Origin of the sequence: Enterobacter chuandaensis (assembly GCF_039718975.1) — a bacterium.
Lineage (GTDB): Bacteria > Pseudomonadota > Gammaproteobacteria > Enterobacterales > Enterobacteriaceae > Enterobacter > Enterobacter chuandaensis.
Window position 1 is genome coordinate 2,362,541 of sequence record NZ_CP097173.1, and the last position, 23,297, is coordinate 2,385,837.

The following is a 23,297-nucleotide window of genomic DNA, read 5'->3' on the forward strand; positions in this document are numbered from 1 at the left end:
GTGAGTCCCGATCGTGCTGACGACCGCAATAATTGCCATAAGCTTCCATATGGAATGATATTTTATGCGTCCTGCTCTTACCGCCTTCAGGTTGTTCCAACCCGATACGCCGCTGCGTAATGCCTCGGCAATCTTTATTCTGACGACGCTGTTTTATTTTGTGGGGGCGGAATTACGGCTGGTCGAGGCGTTATCGCTGTTCTGGCCGCTGAATGGCGTGATGGCGGGGATTTTTGCCCGCTATATTTACCTGAATCGGCTGCATTACTACGCGGTGTCCTATGTCGCAATGCTGATGTACGACGCGGTAACAACGAGCTGGGGAATGGCCTCAGTGACGATCAACCTTTCTAACATGATCTTTATCGTCGTTGTCGCCGTGCTGGTGCAGCGCGACAGGCGGTTGATGAAGAAAACGCCCGATCCGCTTAATGCGCTACGCCTGTTTAACTATTGCCTGATTGCCGCGCTGCTTTGTGCCTTGCTCGGCGCGGTGGGGTCGGTTGGGATTGACAGCCACACGTTCTGGCCGCTATTTGCCGACTGGTTTAGCGAACAGTTCTCGACCGGTGTGCTCGTGGTGCCGTGTATGCTTACGTTACGTATGCCCGCGCGTGAACTCAGGCTGCGTCTGGAGCAGTTGCTGCCGGTCATCGCGCTGATTATTTCGGTGTTCGCGTCGGTGGTGATAGGCGGCGCGGGGAGTCTGGCATTCCCGCTGCCTGCGCTTATCTGGTGTGCGGTACGGTACGCTTTACCAACGACCTGCGTGCTGACGTTTATGACGGGGGCGACTGAAATCATTCTGGTCGCCAATTCCATTATCAATATTGCCGTGGCGACGCCACTGTCGACCCCAATGATGTTCTCCGCCAGGCTCGGCATTGCCACCATGGCGATCTGCCCGATAATGGTATCCGTCAGCATGGCGGCGATTAATTCCCTGATCCGCCAGGTTTCCCTGCGGGCGGATTATGACTTTCTGACGCAGGTTTACTCGCGTTCGGGGCTTTACGAGGCGCTGAAACGCGAAGAGACGCACCGGCATTCGCGTTTTCTGACCGTGATGCTGCTGGATATTGATTACTTTAAAAGCATCAATGATAACTACGGCCACGAGTGCGGGGACCGCGTGCTGGCCTCGTTTGCCCGTCAGGTTCAGCGAGTTGTTGGCGAAGACGGGATGGTGGCGCGGATGGGCGGGGAAGAGTTTGCCGTGGTCGTGAACTCCGGCGACGCACAGCATGGTTTTGAGCTGGCTGAACGCATCAGAACTACCGTCGCTAAACATCCTTTCACCTGGCGTCAGCAAACGCTTTCCCTGACGGTCAGTATTGGCCTGGGAAGTGGAAAATCTGAGTCATGGCAGCTAACCGAGGTCTTTAACAAGCTCATGGCCGAAGCGGACGATAACCTTTATCGTTCAAAAAAAGCGGGCCGAAATCTTACCAGTGCCCGGGGGCCGGACGAACACGTTACGGCCGCTACCGGAAGCGAAACCGAACTGCGTTAATCGTCATAAGGCATTGACGAGAATAATAAGCGGCATAACAGGATGTTGGCACACTGACAATGTCTCTGTTTAAGCTACGCTTTGAGTAACGCTTTACGTCAGGAGACATTATGAAAGCACCTGCAACCCCTGAAAATGAAACGGAACGTCTGAACTCGCTGCGCGAATCGGGTCTGCTTGATATTGACAGTACGCCCGCGTTTGACCGCTTAACGCGTCTGGCAAAACGTTTTTTCCAGGTACCGCTAGCGATGGTCAATCTCATTGATGAGCATTCGCTGATCGTTAAGTCGGCTGATGGCCAGGCGCCAGATTCCGTTCCGCGCCATATTTCATTCTGTGGCCATACCATTCTCAGCGAGGCACCGCTGGTGGTGGGGGATATGCTGCAGGATGATCGCTTTGCGGATAATCCGCTGGTGGCCGGTGAGCCGCGCGTGCGGTTTTACGCGGGTTTCCCGCTGCGCTTACGTAACGGCGCAAGCGTCGGATCGCTCTGCCTGATTGACTACGCCCCCAGGGAGTTTTCAGCCTCCGATCTTGCCGTGCTGGGCGACCTGGGCGCGCTGGCTGAGGATGAGTTTGCCGCAGTCAGCGCGGCAACCACCGATGAATTGACCGGATTATTCAATCGACGGGGCTTTAATCAGCTCGTTCGGTTCACGCTTTCCATCGCCCGACGCCGTGCCGAGCCGTTGACCCTCGGCTGGCTGGATCTGGATCGTTTTAAAGAGATTAACGATCGCTACGGACATGAAGAAGGTGACAAGGCGCTGAAAGTGATGGCGCAGCTGATGCGCACCTCTTTCCGCGAAGCGGATTTGCTGGTCCGTTTTGGTGGAGATGAGTTTGCCGTGCTGTTTGCCGATACCGATGAAAAGGGCGCGTGGATTGCCATGCAGTATCTTACCGAGCAGGTCGAAAACTATAACGCGCGCAAGCTGCACCCCTGGTCGCTTCATTTCTCATGGGGGCTGAGCGAATTCGATCATAACGGCAATGACCTGCAGCAGTGGCTCAAAGACGCCGACGAAAAGATGTATGCCATGAAGCAGCAGCGGTCGCGCACCCGGTGACATAATTAAAGCGTATGACCGAACCGTTTGCGTTAAAAAAATGTTAAATGCAAAGTGTGGGTATTCAACGTAAGGAAAAGAAATGAATACCTCACTGCAAATCAAAAACCTCACCCGGGACGATATTCTCACCCATCTTGATGCGCTGGCCGGGATCCTTGAAAACTGCGTCAAGGGCGGCGCGTCGGTCAGTTTCATGTTGCCATTTAGCCTCGCTAAGGCGCGTGCTTTCTGGTGCGGCATCGCTGAAAGCGTAGGGCGGAAGGAGCGCGTTGTGCTTGCCTGTGTTGATCCACTGCTGGGCGTGATGGGTACGGTGCAGCTGATTACCGACCAGCCGGAAAACCAGCCGCATCGTGCAGATGTGGCGAAGCTTCTTGTGCATGAAAAAGCGCGTCGTAAAGGCGCCGCAATGGCGCTGATGGAAGCGCTTGAAGCTGAGGCCCGGGCCAGGAACATTTCGGTTTTGGTTCTCGATACTTCCACCGGTAGCGGGGCTGAAACTTTTTACCAGCGGGCTGGCTGGCAAAAAGTGGGTGAGATCCCACGCTATGCCCTGATGCCGGACGGTGTCATGACGGCCACCTCCGTGTTCTATAAATTCTTATAAATATTTTCACAACCACGCAATGGATTGATCGAAACAGGGTTCCTGGTCGTAAAGTTTTGGTAAGTTATCGTACCAATCTTATCAGGCTGTATGACTAATCATAAAAGGAACCCATTGTGAACACGCTCAACCGTCGTGATTTCCCCGGTGCGCAGTATCCCGACCGCATCATTCAGTTTGGTGAAGGCAATTTCCTGCGTGCGTTTGTCGACTGGCAAATTGACCTGTTAAACGAACATACCGATCTCAATGCCGGCGTGGTTATCGTTCGACCTATTCAAAGTGATTTCCCGCCGTCGCTGAGTACCCAGGATGGTCTTTATACCACCATCATTCGCGGCCTGAACGAGCAGGGCGAGGCGGTGAGCGAGAGCCGCGTCATCCGCTCCGTTAACCGGGAGATTAGCGTCTACAGCCAGTATGATGCGTTCCTGAAACTGGCTCACAATCCAGATATGCGCTTTGTGTTCTCGAACACGACCGAAGCAGGGATCGGCTATCACGCGGGGGATAAGTTCGAAGATGCACCGGCTGTGAGCTATCCGGCGAAACTGACGCGCCTGCTGTTTGAGCGTTTTAGCCACTTCAACGGTGCGCCGGACAAGGGCTGGATAATCATCCCCTGTGAGCTTATCGACTACAACGGAGATGCGCTGCGTGAACTCGTCCTGCGTTATGCCCGCGAGTGGGCGCTACCTGCTGCCTTTATCCAGTGGCTTAACGAGGCAAACCACTTCTGCTCAACGCTGGTTGACCGTATCGTGACCGGTTATCCGCGCGACGAAGTGGACACGCTTGAGGCTGAGCTGGGCTATCACGACGGTTTCCTGGACACGGCTGAACATTTCTATCTGTTTGTGATTCAGGGGCCAGCCTCACTTGCTCATGAACTGCGCCTGGATAAGTACCCGTTAAACGTGCTGATTGTCGACGACATCAAGCCTTATAAAGAGCGCAAAGTTGCCATTCTCAACGGTGCGCACACGGCGCTGGTGCCGGTGGCCTATCAGGCCGGGCTGGATACCGTAGGCGAGGCGATGAACGATGAAGACGTATGCGCCTTCGTCGAAAAAGCGATTTATGAAGAAATTATTCCGGTTCTTGATTTGCCGCGTGACGAGCTGGAATCTTTCGCCAGTGCGGTTACCGGGCGTTTTCGTAACCCTTACATCAGACACCAGCTGCTTTCCATTGCGCTCAACGGCATGACTAAGTACCGCACGCGTATTCTGCCGCAGCTGCTGGCAGGGCAGCAGGCCACAGGTCAACTGCCAGCGCGTCTGACGTTTGCGTTAGCAGCACTGATCGCGTTTTATCGCGCGGAGCGTAACGGAGAGAACTACCCGGTGCAGGATGATGCGTTCTGGCTGGAACGTTATCAACAGCTCTGGGCCCGGCATCGAGACCAGCAGTTGAGTACCCATGACCTGGTGCAGTCGGTACTAAGCGTGCGCGAGCACTGGGAACAGGACCTGACGCAGGTGAATGGTCTGGTTGACCAGGTGACGCGGGATCTTGATACCATTCTGCTGAAGGGGATGCGCGCAGCGGTCAAACCGCTTTGCTGATAACGTGACCCGGCTTCGGCCGGGTTTAAATACAACCCTAATTAGTTACAACATACTATTCTCTTTGTTTTTTAAAAATCCATGCAGCACCGTGCGCTTTTCGCTAATCAGGTGAGAAAATGCAATGTCCCGTTAACAAGCTTGCAACTGTGAGGGGGATCACGTTTAATAGCCACGCTCTTTTCTTGCCTGAAACTCACTATGATTGTTCGTCCTAAACAGCACTGGCTACAACTGATTTTTGTCTGGCACGGTTCGGTACTTCCCAAGATTTACACCCGACTGCTGCTCAACTTCCTGCTTTCTATTGCCGTTATCCTGATGCTGCCGTGGTATAGCTCGCTGGGCATCAAATTTACCGTGGCACCATTTAGCATTCTCGGCGTGGCAATCGCGATCTTTCTGGGTTTCAGAAACAATGCCTGTTATTCACGCTACGTTGAGGCTCGCCAGCTGTGGGGGCAACTGATGATAGCGGCACGCTCGCTGTTTCGCGAGGTAAAAAACACCTTGCCTGACGATAAGCACCTGGGCGAGTTTGTCCGCCTGCAGATCGCCTTTGCTCACTGCCTGCGCATGACTCTGCGCCGGGACACCCGCGCCGATCGGCTGGCGCCTTATCTCACTCCTGATGATTTACGCAAAGTGATGGATGCCAACTCGCCGGCGAACCGTATTTTACTGATCATGGGGGAGTGGCTGGCCGTGCGGCGGCGTAACGGACAGCTTTCGGACATCCTGTTCCACAGCCTGAACAACCGTCTGAACGATATGTCCATCGTCCTTTCCGGCTGTGAACGTATTGCGACAACGCCCGTACCGTTTGCCTATACGCTGATTTTGCACCGCACGGTGTATCTCTTCTGCATCATGCTGCCGTTCGCGCTGGTCGTTGACCTGCACTATATGACGCCGTTCGTCTCAGCCCTGATCTCTTACACCTTTATCTCGCTGGACACCCTGGCGGAAGAGCTGGAAGACCCGTTTGGGACAGAAGATAACGACCTGCCGCTGGACGCCATCTGCAACATGATGGAACGCGATCTGCTGCAGATGAACGATGAAGAGAACATTCCCGAAAGAATGATGCCGGATAAGTATTATCAGCTGACCTGACGGGCGTTCCATTCGTCTCGGGTGATCTCCCACAGCTCGGAGTCCAGCATCCCGCTGACGTAGGCTTTCTTTTCCGTTCGGATAAGCCGCATGCCGCTACTGTCTGAAATACGACGGGAGCGGCTGTTAGCGGCGGCCTTCGGGGCACGCAAAACCGGTTTGTTCAGGGTGTTAAACCAGTAATCCGTCGCCGCAATGCTGGCCTCACGCATATATCCCTGTCCCTGAAACTCCGGCGCCAGCCAGAATCCGCGGTTGTTATCGTCAACGTCGTACAGGCAGATAATCCCCATTAACTCATCCGGCACCTCACTACGGCGGATGCTCCAGAACCAGGCAATCCCTTTTGCCATATCCGGCAGCGCGACGTTGTTGACATAATTTTCCGCACCGTTATCCGGGTAGGGCCAGGGCACGGAAGAGACCATATAGCGGACGATCTCCCAGCGCGGATATAGCTTTTGAATCTGAACCGCATCTTCGGCAACCAGCGGTTTCAGCAGGAGACGTTCTGTCGTGAGGGTCGGTATCTTCATCTGCGGATCTCCTTATTTAAGCGTTATGTTTTTGTTTGCGTTCTGGTATTTTCACTTCTATCACATTCTATATACGTTCTGGTCTCTATCCGAAGCGCTTTCCAACCGGACCGGTTCAGGTTGAGCTCACACGTCAACTTGGACAAGTGGTTACAAGTGCCGCGGCACTAGCAGGGAGAGAGGTGAAATGACGTTACGAAAAGCTAAGCCATATGAAGCCGAAATACTCTGGAATATTCGCAATCAGGCGATTCGTCACGGCTGCAAAACCAGCTACGAGGCTGACGTGATTGCACGCTGGACGCCGGATCTGATGCCCGAGCATTACCGCCAAATGGTCATTGAATATCCTTTTTACGTGGTGGAAGACGAGAAGGGCGTGATTGCGGCAACCGGTTATCTGGATCTTGATACACATTGCCTGGAGGCCATATTCACCTTGCCCGCAGCCACCGGAAAAGGCATGGCGACCCGAATTATTGAGGCGCTTACACACGAGGCGCGCAGCCACGGCTTAACCCGCCTGAGGTTAGATGCAACGCCTAACGCCCAGACCTTTTATCAGAAGCTGGGGTTCGTGACGCTACGCGAAAACTATCATCACTCGCGTATGGCGGGGACTCATTTACGCTGTTTTGAAATGGCAATCGACTTGTAATGTGAGGAACGCATGGCTGTCACGGTAAGATCTCTACGCGAAGACGACTATCCCCAGTGGCGACCGCTGTGGGATGGCTACACCCATTTTTATGATTGCTACCTCGAGGAGTCCGTTACCGCATCGACATGGGAAAGGGCGCTCTCAGCGCATTCTCCGATGTTCTGCCGCGTGGTAGAGAAAGACGCAAAGGTCATCGGTTTCGCAATGTGTGTTCTGCACGAAGGAACCTGGTCAACCGCACCCATCTGCTACCTGGAAGATCTGTTTGTTGATGCCGCCGAACGCGGTGCTGGAGCAGGAAAAGCGCTCATCGACGCCCTGATAGCGGAAGGAAAGCGCGAAGGGTGGTCAAAGCTCTACTGGGTCACCCGGGAGAACAATCCGGCGCGTAAACTCTATGACCAATACGGTGACGCTGACGACTACGTCCGCTATCGTCTCTCTCTTTAAGGCAAAAACGCCTGTGTTTGTATCACACTGTATCTGTATTCCGGATACATACGCAGGCTTGCAATAAAGTCGTTTCCGCACATATCCGCTATACATTGCGGTGTTGATATATCCCCGTAAATTGTACTCAACCGGAGATATCAACATGTTCAGCAAACTTGCTTACTCAACTCTCGCACTGACCGTTTCTCTTGGAACCGTAATGTCCTGTCAGGCCGAAGTCACCGGCACAAATTTCGCGGCAGCCTTTGATCACCCGCAGCAAATTAATGCCGGCGATCTTAACGTCGGGTATGTCGACATCGGTCCGAAAGACGGCCAGCCGGTCATTTTATTACACGGCTGGCCCTACGATATTCACAGCTACGCCGACGTCGCGCCCGCACTGGCGGCAAAAGGCTACCGCGTAATTGTGCCTTCTCTGCGCGGCTACGGCACTACGCGTTTCCTGTCAGCCAAAACGCCGCGCAACGGCCAGCCTTCCGCAATGGCGAAAGATATTGTGAACCTGATGGATGCCCTGAACATTAAACAGGCCGTGTTCGCAGGATACGACTGGGGTGCCCGCACCGCGGATATCGTTGCGGCGTTATGGCCAGAGCGCGTTAAGTCACTCGTTTCGGTGAGTGGTTATCTCATCAGCAGTCAGCAGATCGGTAAACAACCGTTGCCGCCAAAAGCGGAGCAGCAGTGGTGGTATCAGTTCTATTTCGCCACAGAGCGCGGTGCTGAAGGCTATGCTAAAAACACCCATGACTTCGCGCGTTTGATCTGGTCTCAGGCCTCGCCGGACTGGAAATTTAGCGACGCAACCTTCAACGCCAGCGCCAAATCCCTTGATAACCCGGACCACGTCGCGGTGACGCTGAGTAACTATCGCTGGCGCTTAGGGCTGGAAAAAGGCGAGCGCAAATACGATGCCTACGAGCAAAAACTGGCCACGCTGCCAAATATCACCGTACCGACAATCACCATCGAAGGCGGAAACAACGGTGCGCCACATCCGGCACCGCAGGCCTACGCGGGTAAATTCACCGGTAAGTATGAACACCGTACCTTCGGCGCAACCGTGGGGCACAATCCGCCTCAGGAAGATCCGCAGGATTTCGTCAAGGCAGTTGTTGACGCTGACAAACTCTGAAATGTGCTATTTTCAGTACGTTACCCTTCGGTCTGGAGAGTTCGGTGGAGCATATTGATCATATCCTTGTCGTCGATGACGACAGGGATATTCGTGAACTGATTGTCGACTATCTCGCTAAGTCCGGCTATCGCGCTTCTGGCGCGGCAAACGGCAAAGAGATGCGCGTCGCGCTGGATAAACAGCATATCGACCTGGTGGTGCTGGACGTGATGATGCCCGGGGACGATGGTCTTACATTGTGCAGGCAGCTACGCAGCGGTAAACACAAAGATTTGCCCATCCTGATGCTGACGGCACGCAACGAGGAGACGGACAGGATCCTGGGTCTCGAAATGGGGGCCGATGATTACGTCGTGAAGCCTTTTGTCGCGCGGGAATTGCTGGCACGTATCAAAGCCATTTTACGGCGTTTTCGCACGATGCCGCCCAATTTACAGGTCACGGAGGCAGGGCGGCTGGTGATGTTCGGGGAATGGCAGCTCGATACCGTTGCCCGACACCTGATCGACCCGGAAGGAGTGATTGTGGCGCTCAGCGGGGCGGAGTATCGCCTGCTGCGCGTTTTCCTTGACCATCCTCAGCGCGTATTGACCCGCGATCAGCTGCTCAACCTGACGCAGGGGCGCGACGCCGAGCTGTTTGAACGCTCAATCGACCTTCTGGTTAGCCGGGTCCGTCAGCGGCTGAATGAAGATGCCCGCACGCCCGCGTATATCAAAACCGTGCGCAGCGAGGGCTACGTATTTACCATGCCGGTTACTATCAAAGAGGCCAACGAATGACACTCTGGCCACGCTCTCTGCTGGCCCGCCTGCTGATCATTGTGCTTCCCGGCCTGTTGCTGGCCAACGCCCTGAGCCTGACGCTGGTCATGATTGAACGCATGCACAGCGCCCGCACGGTGATGCTCGGTAATCTGGAATACGATGTCGCAACCAGCGTGGCCATTTTAGACCGCTTGCCGGCCAATGAACGCGCGGCATGGCTGCCGCGCCTCGAACGGGGTAATTATCGTTACATCCTCGGCCCAGGGGAACCCGCTAACGCGCCGACGGACAAGCGTTCGCGGGACGCCATCCGTACCTTAAAAGCGACGCTCGAAGCACAGTACCCGCTCAGCTTCACCGCTGTTCCCGGGCCCATTTCGCACATTCAGGCGCACCTTAGGTTACGCGACGGCGCGCCGTTGACCATTGACCTGATCCCACGCATGCCGCCGGTCGCCAGCTGGCTGCCCGTTGTCCTTATCCTGCAGCTGTTGTTGCTCGCGGCCTGCTCCTGGATCGCCGTGCGGCAGGTGATTCGGCCTTTTTCGCAATTCACCCGCGCGGTTGACTCTCTGGACCCGGCGGCCAGCACGCCGATGACGGAAAAGGGGCCGCTGGAGGTGCAAAGGGCCGCCCATGCCTTCAACGCGATGCAGGCGCGCATCCAGTCTTATCTCAGGGAGCGAGCGCAGATTCTGGCCTCCATTTCGCACGATCTGCAGACGCCGATCACCCGCATGAAGCTGCGCGTCGAAATGGCGGAGCAGCCTGAACTTCGCGACAAGCTCTTAAACGATCTTGATAATATGTCGCGCCTGGTGCGGGAGGGTATAGCGTATGCCCGGTCATCAGAATCCCTGGAAGAGACTTCGCTGAAGCTGGAACTGAACGCCTGGATCAACAGCATCGCCTGCGATTATCAGGACATCGGAAAAAACGTGCAATTTCAGGCAGGCGAGACCCGTATACCCATTGTGACGCGGCCGCAGGCGCTTCGTCGGGTGATGACCAACCTACTGGATAACGCCCTGAAATTTGGCGACTACGCCACCATTACCATTGACGACTCGACTACCGGAGAGGTGGTGATTCACATTATGGACGGCGGGCCGGGAATACCGGATGCCGAGCTGGAGGCGGTATTACAGCCGTTTTATCGGGTAGAAACATCACGCAACCGCGACACCGGCGGGACAGGACTCGGCCTGGCGATCGCTGCGCAGCTCACCGCTCAGCTGGACGGAAAGCTAAAGCTGGCGAACCGCGCACAGGGCGGGCTGGACGTTTCGATTACTCTCCCGCGCCGTTAATTGTACGGTTCTGTATCTCCGCGCATGGGCGATACAGAGCCAGACAAAACCTACGCTTTTACACATATGCTGAACACATCCGTACGTTGAAATAGCCTCACTGCAGCGTCGCAGGACTTGTATTGTGAGGTGTCTATGTTTCTGATAATTGCTTTCCTGGGCGGGATGATAAGCCTGCTCAGTCCATGTACGCTCCCGGTTATTCCTCTTCTGTTCGCCGGTTTTCAGGGGCAGCGGCGACACATTCTGGCGCTGCTCGCGGGGATGATCGTCATGTTCACCCTGGTGGCGATGGCCGTCACCGTTGCCAGCGAGTGGATAGCAGAGGCAACTATCGTCGGGCGCTGGATCGCGCTTATCGTCCTGGCCACGGCCGCGCTGGCGTTAATTTTTCCCTCCTTCGCCCAGCGCATCGCCGGGCCTGCGGTCAGCGCGGGAAATCTCCTGAATAGCCGAAGCGGTAAGACACGCGGTATGGTTTCCGCTTTTCTGGCCGGTCTGGCGGTCGGGCTGCTCTGGTCTCCCTGCGCGGGGCCTATTCTTGGCGCCATTTTCAGCATCAATATTGCAGGGCATTCAGCCATCGCCACCGGGGCGTTGCTGGCCGCCTACGGTAGCGGCTGCGCGCTGATGCTCGGCCTGCTGGTTCTCGGTGGCCGCACGCTGATGGCACCGCTGAGAGCAAAATCTTCTCTGATGGAAAGGTTACGTCAGGGGGCGGGCGTGGCGATGTTAGCGGCTGTCGTCGTTAATGCCACCGGAATGACCTCGGCTCTGAAAGGCGCAAACGGCGTGGCGGATCGCTTTGAAACCACGCTGCTGAACCTGGCAAAACCGGTCAATCAACCGGCGAAGCTCCAGCCGGTCGTTATGACCGAGCCCAGCAGTCAGCTGCCTTCGTTAAGCGGTGGAACGGGGTGGGTAAACGGTGACCCTGTCACGTCTGAAGCATTGCGAGGAAAGGTGGTTCTGATCGATTTTTGGACCTGGGACTGCATTAACTGCCAGCATACGCTTCCACACGTGCGTGACTGGGCGACAACGTACCAGTCTCAGGGGCTGGTCGTCATCGGTGTTCACACGCCGGAATATCCCTGGGAAAAACCGATCGCCTCGGTGAAAAATGCGGTTAATAAATGGCAGCTGCCGTACCGGGTCGTAACGGATAACAATTACCAGATCTGGAACGCTTTCGGCAACCAGTACTGGCCCGCGCACTACTATTTCGATGCTAAAGGGCAGCTCCGCTATACCTCATTTGGCGAAGGAAATTATGAGCAGCAGGAAAAGGTTATCCAGCAGCTGCTCAAAGAAGCCCGTTCATAGCCCCGTTCAGGGCTGACGCTGAGCCACCATAAACAGCCGTGGAAAAGCCAGCAGTATCTGCCCGTTTTCCTGGAGCGGATACTGCTCTTCCAGCAGTTCATGGTAGCGTTCCAGGAATCGATGCTGCTCGCTCTCGTTCAGTTCCTGGAGCCACGGGCGCAAACCGGTGGCGCTTACCCAGTCAATAATGGCCTGGTGGGAGCGCATTTTATGGAAATAGGTTGTCCGCCAGATATCCACTTCGCAACCGGCCTCCGACAGGATATCGTAATAGGCATGTACGCCAGGCAGCGGTTCGCGGCCACGGTCCGGGTAGCCTTGCTCAAGGGCCACTTCACGCATCGCGACATGCGTGGGCTCAAGCCAGTTGTCCGGCATCTGGATCGCCAGCACGCCATTGAGCGTGAGCAGTGACACCAGGTGCGGCAGGAGATCGTAATGGTCAGGGATCCACTGTAGCGATGCGTTCGCATAGATGAGATTCAACGGCTGGCCTGGCTTGTACTGGCGGATATCGGCCTCGACAAAGTGGCAGTCGGGCAGCGCATTACGTGCCTCTTCCAGCATCGCCGGTGAGTTATCGACCCCGGTGATCTGCGATGACGGCCAGCGGTGCCGCAACAGCGCGGTGCTGTTTCCCGGCCCACAGCCCAAATCGGCGATGGTGCCGACGTCACTCAGTGGAATTCTGGCAAGCAGCTCGGCGGCAGGGCGCGTTCGTTCAGCGCCGTATTGCAGATAAAGAGAAGGGTTCCAGTCGGCCATCTTCAGATCTCCGTTTTGCGTGTTTCAGGAAGGATAGCACAGGCCGACACCTGCACCGGAACAGGCGTCGGGCAGGTTACAGAATGCCTTTCAGAGCAACGTGATAGAGCAGCATGATGGTTTTTCCGTCGACGATTTTACCCGTATCAATTCCCCGCAATGCCTCTTCAAAGGGCATTTCCAGCACGTCGATATCTTCTCCCTCCGCTTTGATACCGCCGCCTGCGCTGGTTTTGTCCTTCGGCTGATACTCGGCAATATAGAAATAGAGTTTCTCCGTGACGGAGCCTGGGCTCATGTAGGCTTCAAAGATTTTCTGCACGCTCGACACCTTAAACCCGGTCTCTTCTTCCGCTTCAGCCTTAATGCGACTTTCCGGATCCATGTTATCGAGCAAACCGGCCGCCGCCTCAATCAGATCGTCCTCATGGCCATTAATGAACACCGGGAAGCGGAACTGGCGGGTCAGAATCACCGTTTTTTGGTCACGGTTGTAGAGCAGGATCGTGGCGCCGTTCCCGCGGTCATAAACTTCACGCGTTTGCCGCTGCCATTCGCCATCGCGTCTTTGCAGGTCAAAGGTATATTTTTTAAGTAAGTACCAGTTATCGGACAGGGTTTCACTGTCAATGATGCGCACATCTGCACGTTTTGATTGCACGTTTCGTCCTCCTTACGTAGAGTAACTATCAATATCAGCATTAACGTGCAGTTTCAAGATTAAACATGCAAGATCAGGAATCCAGGATGCTCACCAGTCAGCGAAAACAGTTAATCCTTGAAAAGCTCGGCGCCGAAGGTCAGGTCCAGTCAAAAGCGCTCAGCATTCTCTTCGATGTGTCTGAAGACACCATCCGACGCGATTTGCGCGAGCTGGCGGCAGAAGGGCGTTTACAGCGGGTTCACGGCGGCGCGCTGCCGTCGTCTTCCGCTATTGTGCCTTTCGCGGAACGACAGTCCGTTAAAATTGATGCCAAAAGAAAGGTGGCGCAGAAGGGAGCGCAGCTGATTTCTTCAGGCCAGGTGGTGATCGTTGACGGTGGAACGACCACCTCAGAACTGATCGCCTTTTTACCGCATGACCTGCGCATTACCGTGGTGACGCACAGTCCGAGCATTGCCCTGGGGCTTGTTAATCATCCTTTTATTGAGGTGATTCTGATCGGCGGCCGTTTGTATAAACACTCGATTGTCGCAGTCGGCGCGGCGGCCATCGAAGGTATCGAAAATATTCATGCGGATCTGTTCTTTATGGGCGTGACCGGCATCCATCCGGAAGCAGGCCTGACGACCGGAGATTTCGAAGAGGCGAGCATCAAACGTGCATTTTCCGGCAGAGCCGCCGAGACGGTTGTCCTGGCGTCGCCGGAAAAAATAAATACGGCGTCATCATTTGTGATTGGCGATGTGGCGCTGGCGAATACGATTGTGGTTGAAGGCGATACCGATCAAGGCTGGATTAATGCGGTATCGGAAAAAGGGGTATCGGTCGTATTGGCTAACGCGTGAGCCAGCCAGAAACTGGCTGGCGCGGGCACCGTTAAACCTGAGGAATGCTTTCAAGCGTGGTATAAATCGTGAGGCCGTGTTTCCGGGCAACCTCTATGTCCATATCCGCGCCCTGAGACGCGCCGGCAATACGATAAATCGCATCGCATTTTGCGATAAGCCGGTGTGCAACGGGATACAGCATCGATTCTGCAATTTCATCGCCAACCGACGTCGAGCCCGCGGCCTTCGCCAGTGGAAGCGCCAGCCATTCACCAATCACCGGAACGTGGCCGCGCTGGTAAACGGCTAATGCAGCTCGTTCAAGACGGGCAAGATTTTCATCAATGCGGGCCTGAATGCCATCGGTACCGCTTCGATAGGGACCAGCAATCAAAATCAACTGTTGCGTCATATCCACCTCGTTAAGTGTTTTTGCATGAAGTTGCAGGTTTATGTGTCATATCACGAGGATAATAATCGGCATTACCGTGCAATATCAAGCACAATCAGGCAAACGGGTGAAATCTCGCTACACAGCAGACCGTTTACTCCCAACTAATGTCCAACGCAGGTAATCATAGAGCCAGTTAAAGAGCATCGTGTATGGCAGGAAAAACAGCACAAGGCCAATCTCGACAAAAAATGCCTCTGCGATCGTTAAATTCAGCATGAACATAGCCACAGGGATCAAGGTGACGATAAGGCCCGTTTCAAACCCAACCGCATGGATGGTGCGAACGAGGAACGTTCGTTGAAACTGATGTTTTTTCTGCAGGGAGTCAAAGAGCTTATTGAAGATAAAATTCCAGAGTGTTGCGGTAAGTGCGGATATCACGGACAACGAACCGGACTGGAGTACCGAAACGTTCATCAGCCATGCAAGAGACAGAGCGATGATAACGTTAGCCGTCACTTCAAAAATGACAGCGTGGAAAATCCTTTCTTTGAAGCTTTTATCGAGTTCAATTTCCATAAGTCTACAGCAGCGGTGGTCAAAGCCTGGAGTATATCAAACGTCTTTTAACATTGTATAAACGTAGAAGTTGGCAGCCAGCAAGCTTTCAATGACCAGGGCAATCATGGCTGTAGAAAGGCAGATTTTGCCAAATCTTACATTGGTGCGCATAATGTATATTATGTTAAATAAGATATTGAAGCTACATATCTATACCGGCCTAAATCCAACAAGTCATTAATTTCTGTCCTCCCGTTGCAACCTGGTAAAAAACCCGCCATACCCTGGCGGGATTCATGCTCATTATCCCAGACGCGATATCCTTGACCTCGCCTCGTCAAGATGTGCGCGTAATGCCGTCACGCATGGTGCAAAGCTGGCAGAGAAATGTTCGCAACCGCTGACTAAAGTAAAAAAGCGTTCAGCCAGTTCCAGAGCTTCATGCCAGATCTCTCCCTCTATTGCATCAAGTAGCGATGCCGGGCGAAGCGTATTCACGATCTCACCACCTGACTTCGGCGCGAACCCCATGGGCAGAACGTCATAGGCTGGCGCAAGATGATATGGACGACCATGCGCACTGATGAAAGACAGATTACCGTGGTGCATGTCGGTATTGCCAATTAGCATACCAAACGCCCAGAGTCGTGCTGTTCCAGCCACTGCATCAGGATGAACGCAGCCCTGCTTAACCAGCTCATTAACCAGAACAGGCCACGCCTCTCTCGCACGGCCAACAAACTCAGCCTCAAGAGCCCGCAAAGAAAAAAGCCCCTTACGCCCAAGCAGTCCTGTGCGATCGAACCGCGGGATTTCAAGAAAACGCCGTCCACCGAAATCAAATACCTCTGTTTCGACACCAAGGACGTTTAAAGCAAGATGTTCGGCGAGCAACAAATCTCGCCAGCGCTCGCTGATGGGATTTTCGTCCGCGGCTGTAAATTTGACTATGACGTGGCCACGTTCTGTATAGGTGCAAAATTTTGGTTGTTCGCCGCCAGCAGACGAACCCGGTACATCTCCGGAACTCACGGCCAGAGCCAACGACGGGTATGCCGTGGCCCTGTCCACTGCAACAGGCGACGGCATCTCCACGAAATGGTTTCGTGCCTGTTCTCCTATTAACAGATTTCCAACCGCATCGTGCCCATGCGCCAGCAAGGCCCTGATAACATCAGAGTCACTCCAGATCTCTGGATTTGCCGGCAGGCCAAGGTCGGATGAAAATCGGGATGCATACGCGCGACCAAGATATCCCTGAGGCCGCATATCAAACAACCACCACGGCAGCCCGTCGCTATGGAGACAGACATTGTCCGTTTGTTCCATCACAAATCCATCTGGATAAACCGGAATGAGCCGTCCCAGCGGTTTGACCTTCCCCTCTTCAGTTATGCGATATATGGGTGCCGAACTGAACCCACGAAACGGGTCTCGCAGCACATAGTGAATAGATGGACCGGCGCCAACGCGTACAACCTCATCACCCAGTGCTTTTATCGCTCTGGAGATGGTTGGCTGACTAATTCCCATAACATCAGTAAGTTGCCTCACTGATGTTGGGCCTTGTCTCAGCAACTGTCGTATCGTTTCGGACCGGTTTGTCATGAAGATGAATCACTTTATGAATAGGTAATTGAATAGCTAATTTATCAGCTAATGTTTACCCTGTCATCTTCAGGAAATGCTGTCATTTTTCTCTGCCTGCGCAACCAAATTAACTTATACGCCGCCGGAATAATAAACAGCGACAGCAGCGGCGCCGTAATCATTCCGCCAATCATGGGTGCCGCTATCCGGCTCATGACTTCCGACCCTGCCCCCGTCCCCCAGAGTATCGGCAACAGGCCAGCAATAATCACCGCCACGGTCATCGCCTTTGGCCGCACGCGCAGCACGGCGCCATGATAAAGCGCGTCATCAAGCCCCTTTTCGGTGAACGTGTCCCGATGGAACAATGCCGGATTCGCCTCAATGGCATGACGTAAATACATCAGCATGACCACCCCAAATTCTGCCGCCACCCCGGCCAGAGCGATAAACCCGGTGCCGGTTGCGACAGACATATGGAAGCCCTGCCAGTACAGGAACCAGATGCCACCGACCAGGGCAAATGGCAGACTCATCAAGATCAGCAACGCCTCATCCACGCGACGAAACGCCAGATACAGCAGAATGAAGATGATCATCACCGTCATCGGCACCATCAGCTTCAGCTTCTTATTGGCGTGTTCGAGCAGTTCAAACTGCCCGGAGAAGGACACGCTGGTACCTGGTCTTAGCTTAACGTTCTGGCTGATGGCCGTCTTAATGTCGTTCACCACCGACACCATATCCCTGCCCCGTGCATCGATGTAAATCCAGCTGGCAGGACGCGCATTCTCCGTTTTCAGCATAGTCGGGCCAGAAACGACCTTAATATCAGCCACATCGCCCAGCGTGATCTGCTGCTTCATCGGCGTCAGAATCGGCATCTCTTTCAGCGTCTGCGGGCTGTTCCGGTAGTCCTGAGGATAGCGAATGTTTATCGGGTACCGGGCAACGCCCTCTACCGTTTCCCCCATCGTCGCGCCGCCGATGGCCGAGGAGACAAACAGCTGCACGTCACCCACCGTCATCCCGTAGCGGGACGCTTTTTCCCGGTTGATATCAATATCAATGTAGCGCCCGCCCTCCAGACGTTCAGCCAGGGCTGACACCACGCCCGGCACGGTTTTCGCTACCGCCTCGATGCTTTGCGCCGTCGCGTCGATATCAGACAAAACGGTACCGGACACCTTGATACCTATCGGGCTTTTGATCCCGGTTGAGAGCATATCAATGCGGTTTCGAATAGGCGGCACCCAGAGATTTGCCAGGCCGGGCAAACGAACGGTTTTATCCAGCTCGTCAACGATCTTGTCCATCGTCATGCCTGGCCGCCATTGATCCTCCGGCTTAAGCTGAATGGTGGTTTCCACCATTTCGAGCGGTGCGGAATCCGTTGCCGTTTCCGCCTTACCGGTCTTGCCAAAAACAGAGGCCACCTCGGGCACGGTTTTGATGAGTTTGTCCGTGGTCTGCAATAGCGCAGCAGCTTCTGCCGGCGACACGCCGGGTAACGTGGACGGCATATACAGCAGATCGCCCTCGTTGATCTTCGGCAGAAACTCGCCGCCCACCTGGCTTAAGGGCCAGATCACCGTAAGGATAGATAAGGCGGCAACGAACAGCGTTGTTTTGGGCCAGTGGAGAACCCTGATCAGCAGCGGATGATAAGCTTTAATCAGCAGTCGGTTCAGCGGGTTGCTGGTCTCGGCGGGAATTTTTCCCCGGATCCAGAATCCCATCAGAATAGGAATCACAATGATGGCCAGCGCGGCTGCACCCGCCATGGAGTACGTTTTGGTAAAGGCCAGCGGGCCAAACAGCCGCCCTTCCTGCCCCTCCAGGGTGAAGATGGGAATGAACGACAAGGTAATAATCAGCAGGCTGATAAACAGCGCGGGCCCCACTTCCACAGAGGCGTTAGTGATCACCTTCCAGCGAGTAACATTATCAATCTCTTCTCCCGGATGCTGGTGATCCCACTCTTCCAGCCGTTTATGCGCGTTTTCAATCATCACGATGGCAGCATCCACCATCGCCCCGACGGCAATGGCGATCCCGCCCAGCGACATAATGTTGGCGTTCAGCCCCTGGAAATGCATGACGATAAAGGCAATACACAGGCCAAGCGGCAGAGAAACAATCGCCACCAGCGCGGAGCGGACGTGCCAGAGAAACAGCGCGCAGACGATGGCCACCACAATGAACTCTTCGAGGAGTTTGTAGCTCAGGTTATCAATAGAACGGTCAATTAACTGGCTGCGATCGTAGGTTGTGACAATCTCAACGCCCTCCGGCAGGCTGGCCTTCAGCGTGTTGAGTTTATCTTTCACCGCAGTGATAACGTCGCGTGCGTTTTTGCCAGAGCGCAGGATCACCACGCCACCCGCCACTTCCCCCTGCCCGTTCAGCTCGGCAATGCCGCGTCGCATTTCCGGCCCCGTCTGTATGCGGGCGACGTCGCGGAGATAAACCGGTACCCCGTTCTCGCCGGTTTTCAGGACGATGTTATTAAAATCATCCAGCGCCTGTAGATAACCGCTGGCGCGGACCATATACTCCGCTTCCGCCATTTCAACCGACGATCCCCCTGCTTCCTGGTTCGACGATTCAAGCGCCAGCTTAACCTCCGGCAGGCTGATGCCGAACTGGGTCAGCTTTAGTGGATCAACCTGAATCTGGTATTGCTTAACCACACCGCCCACCGACGCGACCTCGGCCACGTTCGGGATGGTTTTCAGCTCAAATTTCAGGAACCAGTCCTGCAATGAACGCAATTCGGCGAGATCGTGTTTTCCGCTGCGATCCACCAGCGCATACTCAAATATCCAGCCCACGCCCGTGGCATCAGGGCCAATTTCAGAGCTCACCCCGGCAGGCAGTTTGCCCTGAACCTGATTCAGGTACTCCAGCACGCGCGAACGGGCCCAGTAGAGATCGGTGCCATCTTCAAAAATGACGTACACATACGAATCGCCAAACTGGGAAAAACCTCGCACGGTCTTTGCGCCGGGAACCGACAGCATGGTGGTCGTGAGCGGATAGGTGACCTGGTTTTCAACAATCTGCGGGGCCTGGCCGGGATAGCTTGTTTTGATAATCACCTGAACATCAGACAGATCCGGCAAGGCATCGACCGGGGTGTTGATGATGGTCCATGTTCCCCAGACGCTGAGGAACAGCGCCCCCAGCATGACCAGGAAACGGTTAGCGACCGATCGGCGGATAATCCATTCAATCATCATCGTCTCCTTAATGGCCGGAATGCGCGTCGTCAGCGGTGTCAGCCTGACGCATACGCTCCAGCGCGCCGGTAATATTGGCCTCCGAGTCAATCAGGAACAGGCCGCTGACCACCACCGACTCCCCTTCTTCCAGCCCGCTACCAATACCGGACAGCTGCTGAGATTCATGCAAAACGTGGATCGGTTTCGGCACAAAGCGCCCGTCTGCATTAACGGTAATCACTCGCTGTTCTTTACCGGTATCAATCACGGCCTGTGACGGGATGAGCAGCATCTCCTGGCTTTGCGTATTCAGCTTCAGGTACGCGTTCATGCCCGGCTTCAGCAGTTCGTCATTATTAGAAACCTGCAGACGCACCTGCAGCGTACGGGTGGTTTGATCCACGCTCGGCAAAAGACTCCATTTCTCCACCGGGAAAGATTTATCCGGCCAGGCCGGTATCGAAACAGCAAACTGTGAGGTATCTTTCAGCAGATATGCGACAGACTCAGGCACCGCCGCGCTGATCCAGACCGGATCCATGCCCTGAATTTGCGCCACCACCTTATCTTTGGAAATATTCATTCCGGTACGCAGATCGAATGCCGTGATCACCCCGTCGATGGGAGCCTTAATGGTAAAACGAGTCTGGATGGTGCGGGTCGCGCGCAGTCTCTGAATATCGTCGTCCGGCATACCGGCCAGCCGCAGCCGTTCAAGCACCCCTTTAATCTGCGTGGGCGTGCCGCCGGTGCCGGATAACAGTAAAAATTCACTCTGCGCTTCTACCCAGTCCGGAATAGTCATATCAACGAGCGGCGTACCTTTCTTCACGCGATCGCCGGTCGTCAATGGGTATACTTTCTCAACGAAGCCTTCCGCACGCGCCTGCACAATAACAAACTGATAGTCGTTATAGCTGACGTTAGCCGGGATCGTCTGGGCATAATTCAGCGTTCCGCGCGTCACCTTTTGCGTTTTTAAACCCAGGTTCTGAACCTGGGTCGGGTCAATACGTATCCCGGCCCTGCTTTTATTCTCGTTTTCATCCGCATATTTCGGCACCAGGTCCATATCCATAAACGGGGATTTACCGGGCTTATCGAATTTAACGTCTGGCTTCATCGGGTCATACCAGAACAGCACCTTTCTTTCTGTGGCGCTATTTTCCGTTTTTTCAGATGAATGAAAAGCCTGCCATGCCGTCACGGATATCAGCCCTCCTGCAATAAGGCTGCTGAGTATGATGGCAGCATATTTTATGTTTAATGAGGCCATGCCGTATCTCGCCTATTTAATGCTCTTGAGTAAAGAGATATTTCCCTGCTGAACAAAGGTAAAATCGACCGGGCTGCCAGACTTCAGCACGTTAATACTCTCGTCAGCCTTGATGAACGTGAAGCGCATGGTCATTGCAGGCCAGCCGACCGCCGGGATAGCGTCATGAGAAATGGTGATTTTTTTATTCGTAAGATCGATCTCTTTTACGACGCCCTTGCCGTGGATAATTTGCTCCGGGGCCTCGTCACTGGCGGCACGCATCCCCTCGTGCTGATGAACCTCCGCCTGGAGGCTGGCAGAAAACATCACGGCGATTGCGCCGAACACAACGGCTTTAAGTGAATTACGCATTTTTATTTTCCTCTTTGATTAATTTATTCGACCCAACCACCACCCAGCGCAGTGAAGAGATTAATTTCATTCACCTGACGGGCATAAATAAGGTCGAGAATAGTTTGCTGCGTGGAGAAAAGAGAACGTTCCGCATCGAGCACGTCGATATAGCTGACGGCACCGCCGGAATATAATCCTCTGGCACGCTGTAAAGTAATATGCAGTGAAGCAAGATACCGCTGCTGCGCGTCAATTTGCTGGTTAATACTGTCCCGCAGCGCAAGCGCGTCCGCGACCTGTTTGAAGGCGGACTGGATTTTTTGCTCATAATTCACCACCGATTGCTGCTGGCGAATTTCCGCTAATTTCAGGTTGGCGTTATTCCTGCCCGCATTAAAGATGGGGATCTCAATTTTAGGGATAAAATTCCATATTCCGCTTCCCGTGGTGAACAGGCTTGATAATTCCGTACTGCCTGTTGAAAGCCCGCTGGTCAGTGAAATGGACGGGAAAAAGGCCGCGCGCGCTGCGCCAATATTCGCATCTGCCGCTTTTAGCTGATACTCCGCCTCCATAATATCCGGGCGCTGCAGCAGGATTTCTGATGAAAGATGAGGCGGCAGTTTTACCGGCGTAATATCTCGGGCATTCATTCCGCCATCATCCGGCAATGCGCGATAGGTTCCCAGGACCAGATGCAGGGCGTTACTGGCCTGCGCCAGCTCCCCCTCTCTTTTGGCAATCTCTGCCTGGGTACTTTCAATCTGGCCACGGGCCTGCTCCAGCGCCAGAACGTTCGTACTGCCCGTCACCAGCTGCCGCTCAACGAAAGCATAAGACTGCCGGTAATTTTTCAGGGTATCCCGCGCAATACGCAGCTGTTTAAACGCCAGCTGCTGATTGAAATAGCTTTGCGACACGTTTGCGATGAGCAAAATATGCACCGCGCGACGCGCTTCTTCACTGGCGAAATAGTTTTGCCGGTCGGCCTCGCTCATGTTTCTGAGCCTGCCGAAAAAGTCGAGATCGTAGCTAACCGCCAGGCCCGCGTCATACTGCTGCGCGGTGGGTTTGTCACTTTTCAGCCCGCCGCGGTAGGTAATACCCGAGGAGGCATTCAGCTGAGGATAACGATCCGCATCCGTCACGTTGAACTGCGCCCGGGCTTCTTCGACCTTCAGGGCGGCCATTCTTACATCGCGGTTATTCTTCAGGGCTTCTGTAATCAGCCCGGCAACCTGAGGATCGGCAAAAAAGTGACGCCAGCCAGTGTCCTGATAGCCTGAAGCCGCGGGCGTCAGGCCGTTGCGGGAAAGCGAAAACTGCCGGGGTACCGGTGATGTGGGCCGCTGGTACTCGGGGGCCAGCGAGACGCAGCCTGCAAGGATAAATACCGTACTGATGCTTAGTCGTTTTAACAGGAACATAACGCATCTCGTCCAGAGTTTGACGAGGGCTACTCTACGGAACGCATCCTGTTTGACGGGTGACAGGATAATGACAATGTTGTCATCTTTAACGTATGTCATTGTTAATGATCGCGGGCACAATAGAATGTCCTCAGCAGCCAGCCTGGGGAGCAA

Annotated in this window: 22 protein-coding genes; 12 read left to right on the forward strand and 10 right to left on the reverse strand. The window is 54.4% G+C overall.

All coding sequences use genetic code 11. From position 1 onward, the window contains the following. The first annotated feature begins 64 nt into the window (after positions 1–64). The 5 genes from MX657_RS11585 (at position 65) to MX657_RS11605 (ending at position 5,883) form a co-directional block, all read left to right on the forward strand. Complete coding sequence (locus MX657_RS11585) at positions 65–1,513, forward strand: GGDEF domain-containing protein (RefSeq protein WP_346805825.1); 1,449 nt, start codon at positions 65–67, stop codon at positions 1,511–1,513. Positions 1,514–1,623: 110 nt separating this feature from the next. After that, positions 1,624–2,589: a sensor domain-containing diguanylate cyclase gene (locus MX657_RS11590; protein ID WP_346805826.1), complete on the forward strand. Its 966-nt coding sequence runs from the start codon at positions 1,624–1,626 to the stop codon at positions 2,587–2,589. An 82-nt stretch (positions 2,590–2,671) separates the two neighbouring features. Then, complete coding sequence (locus MX657_RS11595; protein ID WP_346805827.1) at positions 2,672–3,199, forward strand: GNAT family N-acetyltransferase; 528 nt, start codon at positions 2,672–2,674, stop codon at positions 3,197–3,199. A 116-nt stretch (positions 3,200–3,315) separates the two neighbouring features. Beyond that, a complete protein-coding gene (locus tag MX657_RS11600; protein ID WP_252001596.1) occupies positions 3,316–4,767 on the forward strand; it encodes a tagaturonate reductase in 1,452 nt (483 codons plus the stop codon). A 201-nt stretch (positions 4,768–4,968) separates the two neighbouring features. After that, the gene (locus MX657_RS11605) at positions 4,969–5,883 is read left to right on the forward strand and encodes a bestrophin family protein (RefSeq protein ID WP_080327083.1); all 915 of its coding nucleotides are present in this window, start codon (positions 4,969–4,971) and stop codon (positions 5,881–5,883) included. Here MX657_RS11605 and MX657_RS11610 read toward each other — a convergent pair. Next, a complete protein-coding gene (locus tag MX657_RS11610; protein WP_346805828.1) occupies positions 5,871–6,419 on the reverse strand; it encodes a GNAT family N-acetyltransferase in 549 nt (182 codons plus the stop codon). The two genes, MX657_RS11605 and MX657_RS11610, sit on opposite strands and share 13 nt — an antisense overlap. Positions 6,420–6,606: 187 nt before the next feature. Between MX657_RS11610 and MX657_RS11615 the strand changes: the two genes are divergently transcribed. The 6 genes from MX657_RS11615 (at position 6,607) to MX657_RS11640 (ending at position 12,077) form a co-directional block, all read left to right on the forward strand. Continuing rightward, on the forward strand, positions 6,607–7,077 hold the full coding sequence (locus MX657_RS11615; protein ID WP_333015813.1) for a GNAT family N-acetyltransferase: 471 nt from the start codon (positions 6,607–6,609) through the stop codon (positions 7,075–7,077). Between the two features lie 12 nt (positions 7,078–7,089). Further along, positions 7,090–7,530, forward strand: coding sequence for a GNAT family N-acetyltransferase (locus tag MX657_RS11620; protein WP_217478633.1), 441 nt, complete (start codon positions 7,090–7,092; stop codon positions 7,528–7,530). Positions 7,531–7,675: 145 nt separating this feature from the next. Then, the gene (locus tag MX657_RS11625; protein ID WP_346805829.1) at positions 7,676–8,671 is read left to right on the forward strand and encodes an alpha/beta fold hydrolase; all 996 of its coding nucleotides are present in this window, start codon (positions 7,676–7,678) and stop codon (positions 8,669–8,671) included. Positions 8,672–8,715: 44 nt separating this feature from the next. Then, positions 8,716–9,456: a response regulator gene (locus tag MX657_RS11630; protein WP_265193867.1), complete on the forward strand. Its 741-nt coding sequence runs from the start codon at positions 8,716–8,718 to the stop codon at positions 9,454–9,456. After that, the gene (locus tag MX657_RS11635; protein WP_346805830.1) at positions 9,453–10,751 is read left to right on the forward strand and encodes an ATP-binding protein; all 1,299 of its coding nucleotides are present in this window, start codon (positions 9,453–9,455) and stop codon (positions 10,749–10,751) included. Before MX657_RS11630 ends, MX657_RS11635 begins: the two co-directional genes overlap by 4 nt. Positions 10,752–10,886: 135 nt before the next feature. Further along, positions 10,887–12,077, forward strand: a complete 1,191-nt coding sequence (locus MX657_RS11640) for a cytochrome c biogenesis protein/redoxin (protein WP_346805831.1) — start codon at positions 10,887–10,889, stop codon at positions 12,075–12,077. Between the two features lie 6 nt (positions 12,078–12,083). Here MX657_RS11640 and tam read toward each other — a convergent pair whose 3' ends face one another. Then, positions 12,084–12,842: a trans-aconitate 2-methyltransferase gene (gene tam, locus MX657_RS11645; protein ID WP_336238691.1), complete on the reverse strand. Its 759-nt coding sequence runs from the start codon at positions 12,840–12,842 to the stop codon at positions 12,084–12,086. 76 nt (positions 12,843–12,918) lie between these two features. Further along, positions 12,919–13,503 carry an NUDIX domain-containing protein gene (locus tag MX657_RS11650; protein ID WP_119915645.1) on the reverse strand — a complete coding sequence of 195 codons (585 nt, stop codon included), beginning with the start codon at positions 13,501–13,503 and terminating at the stop codon, positions 12,919–12,921. Between the two features lie 86 nt (positions 13,504–13,589). On the opposite strand from MX657_RS11650, the gene MX657_RS11655 reads away from it, so the two are divergent. Beyond that, positions 13,590–14,351, forward strand: a complete 762-nt coding sequence (locus MX657_RS11655; RefSeq protein WP_252001604.1) for a DeoR/GlpR family DNA-binding transcription regulator — start codon at positions 13,590–13,592, stop codon at positions 14,349–14,351. Between the two features lie 31 nt (positions 14,352–14,382). Here the strand turns inward: MX657_RS11655 and MX657_RS11660 are convergent, their stop codons facing one another. The 7 genes from MX657_RS11660 to MX657_RS11690 all read right to left on the reverse strand — a co-directional run bounded on the left by MX657_RS11660 (position 14,383) and on the right by MX657_RS11690 (position 23,141). Beyond that, positions 14,383–14,745 carry a DUF4406 domain-containing protein gene (locus tag MX657_RS11660; protein WP_252001605.1) on the reverse strand — a complete coding sequence of 121 codons (363 nt, stop codon included), beginning with the start codon at positions 14,743–14,745 and terminating at the stop codon, positions 14,383–14,385. 117 nt (positions 14,746–14,862) lie between these two features. Further along, on the reverse strand, positions 14,863–15,306 hold the full coding sequence (locus MX657_RS11665; RefSeq protein WP_346805833.1) for a PACE efflux transporter: 444 nt from the start codon (positions 15,304–15,306) through the stop codon (positions 14,863–14,865). 285 nt (positions 15,307–15,591) lie between these two features. Then, entirely contained in the window at positions 15,592–16,896 is a 1,305-nt protein-coding gene (yjjJ, locus tag MX657_RS11670; protein ID WP_346805834.1) for a type II toxin-antitoxin system HipA family toxin YjjJ, read from the reverse strand. Between the two features lie 44 nt (positions 16,897–16,940). Next, positions 16,941–20,117: a Cu(+)/Ag(+) efflux RND transporter permease subunit SilA gene (silA, locus tag MX657_RS11675; RefSeq protein WP_346808550.1), complete on the reverse strand. Its 3,177-nt coding sequence runs from the start codon at positions 20,115–20,117 to the stop codon at positions 16,941–16,943. Between the two features lie 10 nt (positions 20,118–20,127). Next, the gene (locus MX657_RS11680; RefSeq protein ID WP_346805835.1) at positions 20,128–21,378 is read right to left on the reverse strand and encodes an efflux RND transporter periplasmic adaptor subunit; all 1,251 of its coding nucleotides are present in this window, start codon (positions 21,376–21,378) and stop codon (positions 20,128–20,130) included. A 12-nt stretch (positions 21,379–21,390) separates the two neighbouring features. Next, entirely contained in the window at positions 21,391–21,732 is a 342-nt protein-coding gene (cusF, locus tag MX657_RS11685) for a cation efflux system protein CusF (RefSeq protein WP_346805836.1), read from the reverse strand. 23 nt (positions 21,733–21,755) lie between these two features. Continuing rightward, positions 21,756–23,141 carry an efflux transporter outer membrane subunit gene (locus tag MX657_RS11690; RefSeq protein ID WP_346805837.1) on the reverse strand — a complete coding sequence of 462 codons (1,386 nt, stop codon included), beginning with the start codon at positions 23,139–23,141 and terminating at the stop codon, positions 21,756–21,758. Between the last annotated feature and the right edge of the window lie 156 nt (positions 23,142–23,297).

What these genes read in the sequence shown, in the direction of transcription:
- MX657_RS11585 (WP_346805825.1), top strand. Translation starts at nt 65, where the DNA reads ATGCGTCCTGCTCTTACCGCCTTCAGGTTGTTCCAACCCGATACGCCG.
- MX657_RS11590 (WP_346805826.1), top strand. Translation starts at nt 1,624, where the DNA reads ATGAAAGCACCTGCAACCCCTGAAAATGAAACGGAACGTCTGAACTCG.
- MX657_RS11595 (WP_346805827.1), top strand. Translation starts at nt 2,672, where the DNA reads ATGAATACCTCACTGCAAATCAAAAACCTCACCCGGGACGATATTCTC.
- MX657_RS11605 (WP_080327083.1), top strand. Translation starts at nt 4,969, where the DNA reads ATGATTGTTCGTCCTAAACAGCACTGGCTACAACTGATTTTTGTCTGG.
- MX657_RS11610 (WP_346805828.1), bottom strand. Translation starts at nt 6,419, where the DNA reads ATGAAGATACCGACCCTCACGACAGAACGTCTCCTGCTGAAACCGCTG.
- MX657_RS11615 (WP_333015813.1), top strand. Translation starts at nt 6,607, where the DNA reads ATGACGTTACGAAAAGCTAAGCCATATGAAGCCGAAATACTCTGGAAT.
- MX657_RS11620 (WP_217478633.1), top strand. Translation starts at nt 7,090, where the DNA reads ATGGCTGTCACGGTAAGATCTCTACGCGAAGACGACTATCCCCAGTGG.
- MX657_RS11625 (WP_346805829.1), top strand. Translation starts at nt 7,676, where the DNA reads ATGTTCAGCAAACTTGCTTACTCAACTCTCGCACTGACCGTTTCTCTT.
- MX657_RS11635 (WP_346805830.1), top strand. Translation starts at nt 9,453, where the DNA reads ATGACACTCTGGCCACGCTCTCTGCTGGCCCGCCTGCTGATCATTGTG.
- MX657_RS11640 (WP_346805831.1), top strand. Translation starts at nt 10,887, where the DNA reads ATGTTTCTGATAATTGCTTTCCTGGGCGGGATGATAAGCCTGCTCAGT.
- tam (WP_336238691.1), bottom strand. Translation starts at nt 12,842, where the DNA reads ATGGCCGACTGGAACCCTTCTCTTTATCTGCAATACGGCGCTGAACGA.
- MX657_RS11655 (WP_252001604.1), top strand. Translation starts at nt 13,590, where the DNA reads ATGCTCACCAGTCAGCGAAAACAGTTAATCCTTGAAAAGCTCGGCGCC.
- MX657_RS11660 (WP_252001605.1), bottom strand. Translation starts at nt 14,745, where the DNA reads ATGACGCAACAGTTGATTTTGATTGCTGGTCCCTATCGAAGCGGTACC.
- MX657_RS11665 (WP_346805833.1), bottom strand. Translation starts at nt 15,306, where the DNA reads ATGGAAATTGAACTCGATAAAAGCTTCAAAGAAAGGATTTTCCACGCT.
- yjjJ (WP_346805834.1), bottom strand. Translation starts at nt 16,896, where the DNA reads ATGACAAACCGGTCCGAAACGATACGACAGTTGCTGAGACAAGGCCCA.
- silA (WP_346808550.1), bottom strand. Translation starts at nt 20,117, where the DNA reads ATGATTGAATGGATTATCCGCCGATCGGTCGCTAACCGTTTCCTGGTC.
- MX657_RS11680 (WP_346805835.1), bottom strand. Translation starts at nt 21,378, where the DNA reads ATGGCCTCATTAAACATAAAATATGCTGCCATCATACTCAGCAGCCTT.
- cusF (WP_346805836.1), bottom strand. Translation starts at nt 21,732, where the DNA reads ATGCGTAATTCACTTAAAGCCGTTGTGTTCGGCGCAATCGCCGTGATG.
- MX657_RS11690 (WP_346805837.1), bottom strand. Translation starts at nt 23,141, where the DNA reads ATGTTCCTGTTAAAACGACTAAGCATCAGTACGGTATTTATCCTTGCA.